The organism is Microcoleus sp. AR_TQ3_B6 (assembly GCF_036702785.1).
Lineage (GTDB): Bacteria > Cyanobacteriota > Cyanobacteriia > Cyanobacteriales > Microcoleaceae > Microcoleus.
Window position 1 is genome coordinate 79,419 of record NZ_JAUBVJ010000024.1, and the last position, 13,806, is coordinate 93,224.

Annotated in this window: 12 protein-coding genes and 3 pseudogenes; 7 read left to right on the top strand and 8 right to left on the bottom strand. The window is 44.5% G+C overall.

All coding sequences use genetic code 11. The features are described from left to right. Window position 1: 1 nt before the first annotated feature. From QUB56_RS14270 to QUB56_RS14295, 6 genes are all read left to right on the top strand, one after another. Window positions 2-643 (top strand): hypothetical protein, encoded by a 642-nt coding sequence (locus tag QUB56_RS14270; protein WP_332955936.1) that lies wholly within the window; start codon window positions 2-4, stop codon window positions 641-643. A 170-nt stretch (window positions 644-813) separates the two neighbouring features. After that, window positions 814-1,083: an XRE family transcriptional regulator gene (locus QUB56_RS14275; RefSeq protein WP_332955937.1), complete on the top strand. Its 270-nt coding sequence runs from the start codon at window positions 814-816 to the stop codon at window positions 1,081-1,083. Window positions 1,084-1,275: 192 nt separating this feature from the next. Beyond that, the gene (locus QUB56_RS14280; protein ID WP_332955938.1) at window positions 1,276-1,434 is read left to right on the top strand and encodes a hypothetical protein; all 159 of its coding nucleotides are present in this window, start codon (window positions 1,276-1,278) and stop codon (window positions 1,432-1,434) included. A 143-nt stretch (window positions 1,435-1,577) separates the two neighbouring features. Further along, on the top strand, window positions 1,578-2,075 hold the full coding sequence (locus tag QUB56_RS14285) for a helix-turn-helix transcriptional regulator (protein WP_332955939.1): 498 nt from the start codon (window positions 1,578-1,580) through the stop codon (window positions 2,073-2,075). Between the two features lie 157 nt (window positions 2,076-2,232). Continuing rightward, on the top strand, window positions 2,233-2,544 hold the full coding sequence (locus tag QUB56_RS14290; RefSeq protein WP_332955941.1) for a helix-turn-helix domain-containing protein: 312 nt from the start codon (window positions 2,233-2,235) through the stop codon (window positions 2,542-2,544). Between the two features lie 281 nt (window positions 2,545-2,825). Continuing rightward, complete coding sequence (locus tag QUB56_RS14295; protein ID WP_332955942.1) at window positions 2,826-4,046, top strand: glycosyltransferase; 1,221 nt, start codon at window positions 2,826-2,828, stop codon at window positions 4,044-4,046. On the opposite strand, the gene QUB56_RS14300 is transcribed toward QUB56_RS14295, so the two are convergent. The 4 genes from QUB56_RS14300 to QUB56_RS14315 form a co-directional block, all read right to left on the bottom strand. Beyond that, window positions 4,047-4,295, bottom strand: a complete 249-nt coding sequence (locus QUB56_RS14300; RefSeq protein ID WP_332955943.1) for a hypothetical protein — start codon at window positions 4,293-4,295, stop codon at window positions 4,047-4,049. 118 nt (window positions 4,296-4,413) lie between these two features. Next, window positions 4,414-5,322, bottom strand: a complete 909-nt coding sequence (locus QUB56_RS14305) for a MoxR family ATPase (RefSeq protein WP_332955944.1) — start codon at window positions 5,320-5,322, stop codon at window positions 4,414-4,416. 171 nt (window positions 5,323-5,493) lie between these two features. After that, window positions 5,494-6,708, bottom strand: coding sequence for a bifunctional riboflavin kinase/FAD synthetase (locus QUB56_RS14310; protein WP_332955946.1), 1,215 nt, complete (start codon window positions 6,706-6,708; stop codon window positions 5,494-5,496). Between the two features lie 235 nt (window positions 6,709-6,943). Continuing rightward, window positions 6,944-7,846, bottom strand: coding sequence for an MBL fold metallo-hydrolase (locus QUB56_RS14315; protein WP_332955947.1), 903 nt, complete (start codon window positions 7,844-7,846; stop codon window positions 6,944-6,946). 547 nt (window positions 7,847-8,393) lie between these two features. On the opposite strand from QUB56_RS14315, the gene QUB56_RS14320 reads away from it, so the two are divergent. Beyond that, complete coding sequence (locus tag QUB56_RS14320; RefSeq protein WP_332955948.1) at window positions 8,394-8,555, top strand: hypothetical protein; 162 nt, start codon at window positions 8,394-8,396, stop codon at window positions 8,553-8,555. Window positions 8,556-9,294: 739 nt separating this feature from the next. Here QUB56_RS14320 and QUB56_RS14325 read toward each other — a convergent pair. From QUB56_RS14325 to QUB56_RS14340, 4 genes and pseudogenes are all read right to left on the bottom strand, one after another. Then, window positions 9,295-9,444 (bottom strand): annotated as a pseudogene (locus QUB56_RS14325) (transposase); the annotation flags it as partial. A gap of 1,036 nt (window positions 9,445-10,480) precedes the next feature. After that, a pseudogene (locus QUB56_RS14330) lies at window positions 10,481-11,441 on the bottom strand (ISAs1 family transposase); the annotation flags it as partial. Between the two features lie 156 nt (window positions 11,442-11,597). After that, window positions 11,598-12,638 carry an IS701 family transposase gene (locus tag QUB56_RS14335; protein WP_332955951.1) on the bottom strand — a complete coding sequence of 347 codons (1,041 nt, stop codon included), beginning with the start codon at window positions 12,636-12,638 and terminating at the stop codon, window positions 11,598-11,600. Between the two features lie 114 nt (window positions 12,639-12,752). After that, window positions 12,753-12,946: pseudogene (locus tag QUB56_RS14340) on the bottom strand (transposase family protein); the annotation flags it as partial. Between the last annotated feature and the right edge of the window lie 860 nt (window positions 12,947-13,806).

A 13,806-nucleotide genomic window follows, 5' to 3' on the forward strand; every position in this document is an offset into this window, starting at 1 on the left:
GATGTCTAATACTGAATTAGGGACAGAATCTTTGACCGAAAACCAGTGGGGAATTGCCCACGCGATCGCTCAAACTTTAGTTAAAGAACAAACCGATGTAAATGAATTGGGAAAGGCGATCGCCTATCTCCGCAATGCAGTTAATCAAGATCGAGCTGATGCCAATTCCCGGTTTTTCAAGTATCTTAAAACCCTAGTCGGTAATGGCAGACAAATCGGACACAGTGCCAAAACCACAGATTATTACCGCAGCATCGACAAAGCTTGTAGCGATTGTCTCAAAGGATTTCAAGGGGATGCTAGCACTTTGCTGCAAATTTTAGGTTGGGCATCTCGTTTGATGCGTTACTACAAAGAAGCGGGGCCGATTGGAGAAGTTGTGGCCCCAGTTGTAGAGTCAGGGAGACAAGTTGAAATTGCTAAGGCGATCGGCAGTCATGAGTTTGCAGTGGGTCAAATTGTCGAAGCCAAAGTTACTGCTGTCAAAGGGAACAAGGTGACATATGAAATTCTGGGAACTATCAGGCTAACTGAGAAAGAACCTAAAAATGCACAATTTTTTTCTGAAGGTCAAGTGGTGAAAGTTGAGGTTTTAGACCTTAAGGAAGATGGCAGTCTTAGAAAAGTCAAATACTGTGAATAAGAATATTGAGCGTTGCTGAAGGTCGGATGATTTTCGGGTAGAAGAAGGGTTGATACGAGAATAGAGCATGGCTGTAAATTGCCAACTCTTCACCACCATTAGAACATCAAAGTGGACACAAGTTGATATAAGACATGAGAACAAAGCCTTTTAGTATATTACGAGAGAGGATGACGCCAGAGCGAAGGGCAAAGATTGAAACGCGAGTTCAACTCGCCTTACTCCATCTTACCCTTTTGGAACTTCAAAAGTCGTTGGGGTACACAGAGGAAGATATAGAAAAAGACATCAACGCTGTTGATCCTACTTTTTCTGATTTGGAGAACATAGATGATCTTCAAGTATCTGCCCTCTCTCGCTATATCCAAGCTCTTGGTGGGAGTCTAAAATTAGTAGCTAATTTCCCTGACAAGGAAATCGTTCTTGCTCAGTTCGAGTAAGTAATACTCAATAGTATCGACAACAAAAAAGAGTTCGGGAGATTATAATCATCCGGCTCTTTTTTGCAGAGAAGGGCTTGATTTTTATCAAAATGAGGGCGATTCTTTAGAAGACTGGAGAGGGAAAAATTTCCAAAGACTTCAACAAGTCTTTCAACTTACCCCGCAAGGGGATGGTAACACGCATCTAGTATGGTGATTGAACAGTTGATTCAGTTTTCACCTCTTCCCCGCAAGGGGACTTTAATCGATCGACCTAATTGCTTCCCACACTTTTTTAAACGCGCGATCGCCCTTTCCCAATCCTCCATTCAGTCAAGGGCGATCGCCATTTTTTATGTTTTATATTGATAAGAATTCCAAATATTACGCAACCGACACAATGGAAGTGTCTGGCTAAATAAATAATTACCGATCGCACCCCCACTCCCATCCGCTCCCCGTCATCCCCCGATTTGTGGCATTCTATATCTGAAAACCTCACAAAACACCGCATGAAGGAGGGCAGCAAGTACCAGTCGCTCTTAAATTATCTGCGCCAAAATCGCCATCTCGACGAAGTAACCCTCAACTTCGCCGAAATAGAGGCATTGCTAAACGACGCACTCCCCCCTTCCGCACGCACTCAGCAAGCTTGGTGGAGCAACCGCAAAAAGGGCGCTCTGCAAGCTACCGCTTGGATGGAGGCAGGATATCGGGTGGAAACAGTTGATTTCGACGCACAACGGGTAACATTTCGCAAGTTAATCCAGAAAATTCAGGTTCAGCAGGCGGGCGATGCCGTCCAGTGGAATAGCGAACTCATCAAGGCATTGCGTCTCCATATGGGGTTGACACAAACAGAATTTGCAGAACGGTTGGGGGTTGACCAGAGGACGGTGAGTAAGTGGGAGAACGGACACTTACCTGCTCGTTCCACGCTAAAACATCTGAATTTAGTCTCCGAAGTAGCTGGTTTCAGCTTTAGGGGAGAATCTAAAAACACAGATTAAAGTATTGACATTTTACAATTTTAAATTGTATATTGTTAGAGTAAGGCTTAGTTAGGCGATCGTCAAGTGCGATCGCGCCAAAAAACAAAGCCCCCAAAAACAAAAGCCAGCGCCGCAAATGTGGCACTGGCCGATTCAAAATTAAAAAATCACCTCTATGATACACCATTCTTTCAGGCCTCGCCCGATTACCGATCGAGAAAAACGAATCATTCAGCTTTACGCTGACTGTCAACTGGCGATGACTCCGCAGCAATTCTACGCAAAATGGGACGTCCCGCAAGAAGCTCTAGCTCTCATTTGCTGTCGATCGCTTTCTACTGTGCGTCGCTGGTTTACCAGGGGAGGCAAGCACCGCCATCCCCAACTGCACGACTTGCGTCACCTCGCCTTGATGAATTTTCTGTTAGAGCATTTTGAAGCGATTCCCCCAGAACTTCGGCAACAACTTTGCTTAGCCAATTCGTAATCTTGCATTTTTTTCTAGCCACCTGACAAAGTAGGTGGCTTTAATTTAGCCCCCTATAATAATTAAGGTGAGACAATCCCTGACAAAAAAACAGATTTTTTTGTTTGGGAACTCGCTATGCCTTCCAGTGTTTATAAAACCCTTGATGCCCTTATCTTAAATCGCGAACCAATCCATCAAAACATAACAGAATAAATAACCCCACCCAAAATCATGTCTTGACTTCGATCGATTAAAGGCTAGACTGATTTAAGCTTTACCATAAAATTTTCTCCCCGTTCATGAACATCGCTTATCTAATCAACCTATATCCCAAAGTCAGCCACAGCTTTGTCCGCAGAGAAGTTATAGCCGTTGAAACTTGCGGCCTGAAAGTCGCACGCTTTTCGATCCGATCCTGCGAGTCAGAACTCGTTGATGAGGCAGACAAACTAGAGCAAGAATTGACTAAAGTAATCTTAGGAGTTGGTGTACAGGGGTTAGCGTGGGGCTTGCTGCGCGTTGCCGCAACTAGACCAATTCGATTCATCGAAGCTGTGCGGTTAATGTTCAAAGTTGGCTGGCACTCGGAACGGGGGATTTTGCGGCATCTAGCTTATTTAGCAGAAGCTTGCATTCTTTTAAATTGGTTGGCAGAATCGGGTATCGCACACGTTCACGCTCACTTCGGGACAAATTCGACAACAGTCGCAATGCTGTGCCGCGTGCTTGGCGGCCCGGCTTACAGTTTCACCGTCCACGGCCCTGAAGAATTTGATAAACCCACACTTCTTTCCTTAAACGAAAAAATTAAGCGATCGACCTTTGTAGCAGCAGTTAGTTACTTCGGTAAAAGTCAGCTTTTCCGGTGGTGCGATCGCACTTTTTGGTCAAAAATTCACGTCATACACTGCGGCGTAGATGCCGCATTTTTAGCTGCACCCTACGTCCCCATACCCGCAGCACCCCGCTTAGCTTGCATTGGCCGGCTCAGCGAACAAAAAGGTCATTTGTTATTGCTAGAAGCTGCTAACTTGCTAGCAGTTCAAGGCTTAGAGTTTAAGTTGGTACTCGTAGGAGACGGGCCGCTGCGATCGGATATTGAAAAGCAGATTCTGCAACTCGGCCTGCAAAATCACATAGAAATTACCGGCTGGGCCAGTGGCGATCGAGTTCAGCAAGAGATTTTAGCTTCACGGGCAATGGTATTGCCGAGTTTTGCCGAAGGTTTGCCCGTCGTAATTATGGAAGCCCTCGCTCTCAATCGGCCCGTAATTAGCACTTATGTTGCTGGCATCCCGGAACTCGTAGAACCCGGTGTTTGCGGTTGGTTAGTTCCTCCCGGTTCCGCAGAAGCATTAGCCGTAGCCATGCGCGCGGTATTGGAAGCACCTGTAGAAAAGCTAGAACAAATGGGGAAAACAGGAGCCCAGAGAGTTGCTCAACAACACAATGTTGATTTAGAGGCAAAAAAATTAGTCGCGCTGTTTGAGAGTGCTTCAGAAGGGTGCAAAACCTATTGATTAACTGACATCAAACTTGTTAGCATCGGAATTATTCATATATCTCTTCTCTTTATCTGCGTGAATCTGCGTCAATCCCTTCTCATCTGCGGTTACTAAATTATCTTTTTTTAACCGCAGATGAGGGCAGATTAACACAGATTCACGCAGATGAATGAGATTAATTCCGGTTGCAGCGTCCGTGATTGTTGACTGTTGACTGGATTTTACAATTCCGATGCTAACCGGATTTGATATGACATCTTGCACAATTATTAATAAGTATTTCAAGGGCGGGATCTCCTGCCCACCCACAGGAAAATTAATTGTTTGTGTAACAAGCCGTCCAGTCTGTTCCTTTAATTAAAGCAACCTACTTACAAACTTTTTAAGGAATAGGAACAGATCGCAACAACTTGTCAACAATCGTCTTAGCCCTCCTTCCCCCCGCCGGAATCAACCTGTGAGACAGGACGTGCGGCGCCAAATCCTTCACATCATCCGGGGTCGCAAAATCCCGCCCCGAAATAAACGCCAAAGCCTGGGACGCCCGGTGCAAAGCCACCGCACCCCGCGGACTCACCCCCAAAGTAATCTCCTCATCCTCCCGCGTCGATCGCACCAAATCCACAATATACTGTTTCAAAGAGCCTTCCACCTTCACACCAGCGCACAAACGACGCAATTCCTGCACTTCTTCCAAAGAAATACAAGGCTGCAAATCTTCAACAGCAAAACTATCAGAAAGCCGTTCCAACATTTGCAACTCTTCCAACGCAGCGGGATAGCCCAAAGTCAAAGACAAAGTAAACCTATCCATCTGGGCTTCCGGTAGCGGAAAAGTGCCTTGATATTCGATCGGGTTCTGAGTCGCAATCACAAAAAACGGCGCCGGAACATTCCGAGAAACTCCATCTACTGTCACCTGCTTTTCTTCCATCACTTCCAGCAAAGCTGATTGAGTTCGCGGCGTCGCTCGATTGATTTCATCGGCAAGCAAAACATTAGCAAAAACTGGTCCGGGCAAAAACTCAAACTCTCCGCTGCGCGGATTCCAAATATTAGTACCGGTGATATCCGTCGGTAACAAATCGGGAGTGCACTGAATCCGCTGAAACTTGCCATCGATCGATCGCGCCAAAGACTTCGCCAGCAGCGTTTTTCCCACACCCGGCACATCTTCCAGCAGCGCGTGCCCGCCCGAAAGTACGGCTACCAGCACCAAGCGAATAGCATCGGCTTTGCCAACAATAGTCTTGCCTAGATTTTGTTTGAGCCGCTCAATATTTTGTCTCATATCCCTGATTTCTAATTGTTAATTGCTAGTTGCTAATTGTCGAAAAGATATCAAGATTGCCAAAATCTTGAGTCTTTACCTTGCCGACTTCGTATTTGTACAACTAGAATTTAGTCTGACTCATGTTGCACCATTTTTTAAACCGCTCGCCCGTTCTATATCACATAATTATTAGACTTTAGCAGCTAATACGCTTCTAGCAACATCACAATCTGCCTGAATTTGAGTTTTGAGAGCATCCAGAGAAGCGAATTTTTGTTCGGGCCGCAAAAACTCTACCAAACTCGCGCTCAAGGTTTTACCGTACAAATCCCCAGACCAATCTAACAGGTGAACTTCCACAGTGGGTTGCAGCCCGTCTACCGTCGGGCGGCAACCAACATTCATCACCCCATTGACAAAAAATAAATTTGATGCTACGCCGGGGATTAGAGATTTGGGATTTTCCCGCTGATAGGAAGAACTTTGATCTTTCATCTTTTCCCCTCCATGCTTCACCGAGACTCGCACTGCGTACACGCCAAAACGTGGCAAAAATTTTTCCGGCGGCAGTTCGATATTAGCAGTAGGAAATCCGATCGTTCTGCCCAGCCGCTGTCCGCCAACCACAGTCCCCATTAAACTGTAAGGTCGCCCCAGCAACTGATTCGCTCTTGTGACGTCGCCGGATGCCAGACCTTCGCGGATTGCAGAACTGCTGATCCGTACCGTACCGCAATTGTGCAGGGGTACAAGAGCAACATCAACACCGTAACCCGAGGCGATCGACTGCAAATCCACAGACGTCCCAGCGCGTCCCCGTCCAAACCTAAAATCAACCCCCACACTAATTCGGCTCGCTTTTAATTGTCGAACCAGAATTTCCTCGACAAACTCAATAGCCGTCAAAGTCGCCAATTCTCGATCGAACGGCAGCAGCACAAGTTGCTCGACGCCTATTGCTTCGAGCAATTCTACCTTTTCTGCCAGAGGTGTCAGCAGTTTTTTCGGTTGACCCGTAAAGAATTCTTGCGGGTGGGGATCGAATGTCACCACAGTGCTGTAAAGCCGCTCTACCCCATGAGAATCGAGACCAGAGAGGCTGTTGCCCTCTGCCCTTGTCTGCCCTATCAAACCATCGAAACTATGGCTGCTGCCGGCTCGATCGGGAGGTGCTGCTGAGTCATTGTCGCAGCTCGCCGGATCTTCGCTTTCCAAATTTTGATCTCTGCCAGCGTTTGAGCGCAAGTTTTGCCCCGTCTCCGAAACCGTCACAGAATTTGGCCCAGGCGATTTATTTAAAATTGGCTGCACGACTTGTCGATGCCCTAGGTGCAAACCATCAAAGTTTCCCAAGGCAACAGAAGTTGGAGTCAGAGCAGCGGTACAAGAAGAAGTTACCCACACGCTTAAGATTTTGACACACTTAGCCAGATTGCGATCGCCAGTCGATTTTAGATGTTAGATGTTAGATTTTAGATTGACTCCACAGATGCAATCTGGGAGATTGAACTTTGGTCTAAACTTTTTGGTTTTCCACGACTTAAACCGGGGGCTGGTATCCGTCTTTGAGGTCAGCCCTAACTTAAATTGGAGATTTCCGACCTCAAGATGTAACAAGCATCTGGCAATATCAAATCCATCAGACAGGCACTTTAGGCACTTGCACCGACGCTTCAGACAAATCTTTCTCAGGAGGCAGCAACTGTAACGACAAACCTTCCCGCGCCATCAAACTGTTCGGGAACCTTTGAGCCACTTGTTCTCCCACCCTGTCTAAAAACTCGTCATTGTGCAGCGGGTCGTGGTGAAAAATCACCAACTTTTTGACATTAGCAGCCTTTGCCACCTTCACCGCTTCCTGCCAAGTCGAATGTCCCCAGCCGACCTTGCTGCTCTTCTCCGCATAATACTCCTCATCGGTATAAGTAGCGTCGTAGATCAGCACCTCAGCATCCCTGGCCAAATACAGCACATTTTCGTCCAAACGGTCGGGAAAATGTTCCGTATCAGTCACGTAAGCAGCCGAATACCCCCGCCAGTTCACGCGGTAGCCTATAGCTTCCCCGGGATGGTTCAACAAAGCAGTTTCCACCTTAATCTCTCCGATTTCCAGCGGTTTGCCCACTTCTATATCGTTAAATTTCAGGTCTGCCCCCATAATTTGCAGTGGCACCGGAAAATTGGGGTGCAGCATCTGGTCGTGGAGCCGCTGCTGGATACTAGCCTTATTAGGAGCAATAGCCCCATAGATGTGAAAACAATTGCCCTGAATAAAAGCTGGGACAAAAAATGGGAATCCTTGAATGTGATCCCAGTGAGAGTGAGTAAAAAATATATGAGCTTTTACGGGCATCTGCGACAGGAGAGTTTGTCCCAAAACCCGCAATCCAGTACCGCCATCGAAAATTAGGCGACTGTCACCCACTCGCATTTCTATACAGGGCGTGTTACCCCCGTAACGTACTGTTTCAGCCCCGGGAGACGCTATGCTACCTCTAACGCCCCAGAAGTGAACCGTGAATTGGTTTTGCATACTAGACATGGGTTTTCCTGCAAGATTGTTCCGGCGAGCCATCGGTAAGGTGTTTACATACTGGTAAGGGTTTTACAATCAAACCCAAGCTCTTTGACCGTCGAGAAACGCACTTGTTGGAAGTGCCAAGAGTCTCGCTTGCCAGAGAATGCAAAACTGTTGGGTTTGACAACTGAGCAAGAAATTACAAGCTAGATTAATCCAGTCTCGATCGTAAGTATTCTTTTCTTCTCTTGACTAGCCTAACCTCCGCAGACACAGTTTGGGGCAGCAGTTCTACCTGAGTCTGGTCAAAAGCCGCTGTTTTTCCAGTCTCCGCACTTGCGGCACCAGGATCGCGCGGTTGGTTGTTGGCGCTGCTGCTTTACGGGTTTGAACCCGGATGATGCCCGAACTGCTATCTAGTCCGGTCGAGCGACCATAATATCGAGGCTCCTGGGCGGGTTTACGGCGAGATCTGGCTGATATTGCCGATCGGGCGTGACCGGACGGCCCCTACAATAATTACGGTTAATTTGCCGGACTTCATATGCTGCTTTATAAAACCTACTCAAACATGAACAAACCTGACCGTCAACGGAGTACCGTTAGACCGCAGGCTTCTTTTTCCCTCGATGCAAGGGTTTTTTTGAGTGAAGTAGAACCACCGCCACTTTCTTCATTACTGTTTCAACGTGCCAGAAAGTACATTGAAAATCAGGATGCTCCCGAAATATAATTAGCCAGCTTCCCAACCTCCGACAGCCACCCCTTTCATCAAGAGGCGTGGATTCGGGGTACGAAGGCGAAGAAGACCTCCTTTAACTCCCCTCTAAATACACGCCTTGGACGAACCGGCTGATAGTTAACTTTAGTTCCCTAAAGCCAGTTGAAGTTGACTGACAACGCTATGGGATAGTCGCCTATCCCAAGATAAGTCGGCTATCCCCCGATCGCCAAAGGTTATATAGTTAACTTTAGCGCCTAAACCTAAATTAGTCTATCTAGAAGAACTTATCTTTCTAGATGAAGAAGAGGTAGGTTTAGCCAACTATTTGCCCCGAGCGTTAAGCAAACGCCACCGAACCCCTGGCCATGAGGATCACGGACTCCTTGTCAACAAACCTGACGCTCAACTCGTACCGTTAGACCGCAGGCTTCTTTTTCCCTTGACGCAAGGGCTTTTTTGAGTGACGTAGAACCACCGCCACTTTCTTCATTACTGTTTCAACGTGCCAGAAAGTACATTGAAAATCAGGATGATACCGAAATATAATTGCCCCGCTCGGTACCTGGAACCTCCACCCCGAGAGATCGAGAGGCGTGGATCCGGGGTAAGTAGGCGAAGAAGGCCTCCTTTAACTCCACTCTAAATACACGCCTTGGACGAACCGACTGATAATTAACGAGAAACCGGTTTAATTAACTCAATTCCCATTAATTCCAAAATTTGCTTCTACCGAACCTAGTATGTAAAACTAACTAGCAAAATGCCAATGTAAGAAGCTCCTCAGAATAAAGTTGTCAAAAATTCTCAACCCATAGGCTTTTCTTTTGATTAGCTTTAATTTGTTATTAATCCCTTCCACAACTCGTTGACTATTCCTCCGATCAAAATATGCAATAATTTGTGTGTAATTCGTTTAGCTTAAAGTGAGCCAAAAGGCTTACGGGGCGGTTAGCATAGCTGTTGAATTAGCTAGTAACAACTGATTACATTTGTAGGTGACGACCTTGAGTCAAGTCCTACCCCGCAAGTGCAGCGGTGAAAGCATATCCCCTATGTTGTTGAATAGAAACCAACAAGATAAAGCGGGGATAAAAGGCAGAACTACTGATAGCCTAATTTGGTAACTGCCGAGCAATAACTCATGCGTAGCATAAGCAAAGACGTGTTTGAACTATCGTCATGCGTAATGGTCTAACGGCTGATTAAGACCAAGCCAAAAGGCAAGGGTAGGGTATTGGCAACTACAATTTTGACCAATAAGCACTACCCATAAACCCGGTGGAGAGCATCACGCTAAAAGTTCAATCAATGTGTAATCGGAACGAAGTAACCCTTGTATATCTCTGGAAAAGGTCGATGCCCAGTAGGTTGCTAGCCATAAGGTATATAAGGGAAGGATTGAGTCAAAAGCGAATGCCTTGCTGTAATAATAAGGCTGAAAGGGAGACAAGATAGGCTATAATTGTTACTGTTAGGCAGTTTCAGCCTACTTGAGCAGCAAAAAAAATTGGTTCTTCCTTACTTACTATGCTAAATAAATAGTCAAATTAGTAAATAAATATGAATAAATGTATAAAATAGTCACTCAAGTTCTTGCCAGACTAGACATCGAGGTGGGTTTAATAGTTAACTCGATCATGGTCACCAATACTTTTTAGATAAAATCACAGTCATGGCTACAAAAAACGGGACTAAAGTTCTAACAGAAACCCTGAATATACAGCACTTCCGGATGTTATGAGGTACAGTAGCAGCAATTAGTAAACCAGTTTTTGAGATGTTTCGGATTAATTAAGTCAAGAGCCACAGCAATTATCGCATCAACCATTTTAGTGGTGGTTGGCGAAAACTGTCGTAATAAAGATTTAAGTTGCGACCACCATAATTCAATCGGATTAAAATCAGGAGAGTATGGCAGGGTAAGAGCATCTCAATCATGCTTGACAAAAGCACTTGAGAATTTGCATCATATAGTCATTATTCATCGCAGCCCGTTTTCTTTTTTGTCGCAAGCTACGTTTGAGAGTTGTTTCTTGATTGACAGCATTAAGTGCCATCCGTCTTACTAGAGCAAAATTCTGAGAGTTGTTTAACGAACGAATACGACATTTATCTTCATCAAAGGTAACATCTAAACTCCAATGCATTTGGTTCTCAATGCTCCAATGTTGACGAATAACACGACCATTAATCGATGCATCTACTGGTAACGAACTTAAGTAAAAATGCACTTCACGAGTGGTTTTATTCCAAAGATTACGGATTCTTTCGACCATCACAATAGTCCGAAGACCTGCCCCTTGTTCTTGCTTATAAAGTCCTCCTAAAGATGCAACTGATACCGCCCAGACTTTTCTGGTTTCGATGCGATGATGTTCCTTTTCGGTTCGGGAATCATAGCTCACTTCAATTCCCATAAATTTCTGAGTTATTGCGATATTAAACCAGTCTTTTACTTGATTATAAAGAGTAGGATGATTGCTTTTTAATGCCAGGACATAATCCGCTTTTTTCTGACGAATAAGTCGCACAATTTCGGTTTGAGTTCCCATCGCATCAATGGTAATAATCGCTCCCGTAATGTCGATTAATTCTAGCAAGGCAGGGATAGCTGTGATTTCATGATTAATGGTCTTCCACTTTGACTTGTCCGAGTACCAAGCGCTGTTCGCTCGCCCAAGCTGTCACTAAATGTAGGTTTTTTAAACCTTTTTTTGTGTCATAAGAGCCTCGTAAACTTTTTCCATCTATCGGGATAATTTCTGATGAAACTGAACTCATAATTTTTTGAAGCCATTGGGATAACTTGTCTTCTAATATTTTAGGGTCTAACTTTTCAAATACTCTACGAAATGTGTCATCGCTTGGAATTCCATGGGGTAATTCTAAAAATTCTAGGACTTACGCATTGACAAATCAACCTAAATATGAATGAAACGCTAAAATTACAGGATTCCTTTGGCGGGTAAAGTTTCTGCCACCACAAACAGTTACAAAAAGCCCTTAAATGTAGAGTTTTTGCTAATCAATTAATATGAACTTGGCGGTTAGTTAATATTCAGCTTTTAGACCTACTTTTTGATTTAGGTAATGGAGAATGAACTCACGGGCAACTTCTAAAGATAGATTTCTTTGAATTTCATACCAATTATCAATCAGTGCCTTTGCCCTCATCAATTCTAATTGGACAAAAGCCCGAATTGAACAGAAGAAAGGGGTGAAAATAGCGGGAGCACTTCTCACCATAAATCTTTTAATTCCACAAAGTTGTTTGATGGCTCTGTGGTAACATTCAATTCCCCAATGTATTGAATGCGTGGTCATAAAATCACTTCTAGTTATATCTTCAGTCTCTTTGATGTCAGGCAAAAACATGATATAGTATCTCTCTGTGTCGTTTTTGAACTGCTTCTGAAATACTTTTACTTGCCCGAAATTTTTGAGATGAACGACTTGCCCTTCGGGGGAAATTTCGATGTTTTTCACAGCCGTGTATTTCCCCGGAGTTATGGCCACTTGGCGGTTTCTCGCTATTCCCATCATAAAACCTAGTTTTTGGTTTCTCAAAAACTTTAAGTTTTCTTTACTAGAATACCAACTATCTCCTGTCACTATCTCTGGCTGTAATCCCCACACTAACACTTCTGCGATCGTTTCCCGACGAAAATAATCATTTTTTGTTTTTCCCTCCTGTTTGTTATATATCCGATAATTTACGGGTACAGACTTACCATTTCTCTCGGTGTAATACAATGTAATCAGATTGATTCCTTTAACCGGACGATGCTGATTACCTGACCAAAAATATCCAATAAATTCAGTTAAATTGGGAGCGCTATAAGGCTTTTCAATAACTGTGTCATCCCCGCTTAATATCCCCCCTATTAACTCAATATGTGGTTTGAGTTCGTTAAATAAATCTTTGGGTTCATATCTTTCCCTTAACAAAAAACGGTTAATGCTATCATTAGATAGTTCATCTAAAATTTTGGAGGGCCGACAGCAACCTGAATATTTAGACTCAGCTAAAAGAAAATATGTGTACTTGGACAGGTTGCACAGTGCAGTAGATGGCTTAGTTCTGGTTCTAATATTTTTTTCCCCTGATAGCTTAAGCAATTTTACCCAATTCTATGTGTTTTGGGAACTGAACTCACTCAGTTCCCGATATGCACAATTGAGGTATTTTGTCACTGCGTAAGTCCTAAATTCCTCTAACCATTCTTGCTTACTGATCCGTAATTTTCTATGTCTTCCCATCCCTCGGCTCCGGCGATTACAGCTAATATGGTGATGATGATAATGTCTTTAAGTAAGTGTTGTTTGGTTCTGTCTACTCTGGGTTCTTGTATGTTATCAAAATAAGTTGATAAGCTCGCTTGTAAATGTTCTACGGATATTGGTTGAGTCCGATTATTCTGCTTCTTTGATTTTTGGGTTGGCTCCACAGGAGCAAATCCTTTTTTCATTGACTTTTCCTCACCAGTCATGACGGATGATTAAGAAACATTATATAACCACTAATCACTAATGCCAAATCGTATATATTGCCCTTTTTGTCAAGTACAATTTATACCAAATTAGATGAGCTTACCCTGCCCTGTTTACTTGGCAGTTTGATTGTTAGTTTAGCATACTAGCTAATGAAGAGCCGAATTTTTTAACCAGGCTATAAAAGCAATGGTTAATTCGGCAGTGCAGACCCCATCTTTAATCCCTCAAGTTGAGACCTGAATCCTTACAACTGTCCTAACGTTAACGCGTAGCGCTATAACTCCCAATAAACGCCACTTTTATCAACAAGGTATGCGGGCTGCAACCCTTATTCGGTCTATCTCCTAGGCTTCTTTGTCACCCCCCACAGGAGGAGCGGTCAGCCGGGGGGCGATCGGGTCAATCACAGACCTAACCCTACCGAACGTCAAGTCCAACGAAGGCAAGCCCTACTTATATAGGACTCAGATTCAGTAACTACCAACTTGTGTGATGGTGAACCGGGCGATCGAGCCGAACATTCTCACGAAGGCCTTACCTCCTTTGTAAGTCCCACGATCATTCACCTCAGAAGGATTCTACATACCCTTGAGGACAGACCCGGGCAAAAACCGTATTTGGGGGTCAAGAAGCAGCCCCTTGTCCTAAAGAGGAGTCAGCTAGCGGAGGTCCAAGGGGTGCTGACTAGGCGAAACCCTTGGTGTGTATGGCTGCAAAAAAAACTTTAAAATTTTTTCGCAAAACGCTTGACAACCCTGGGGAGAGT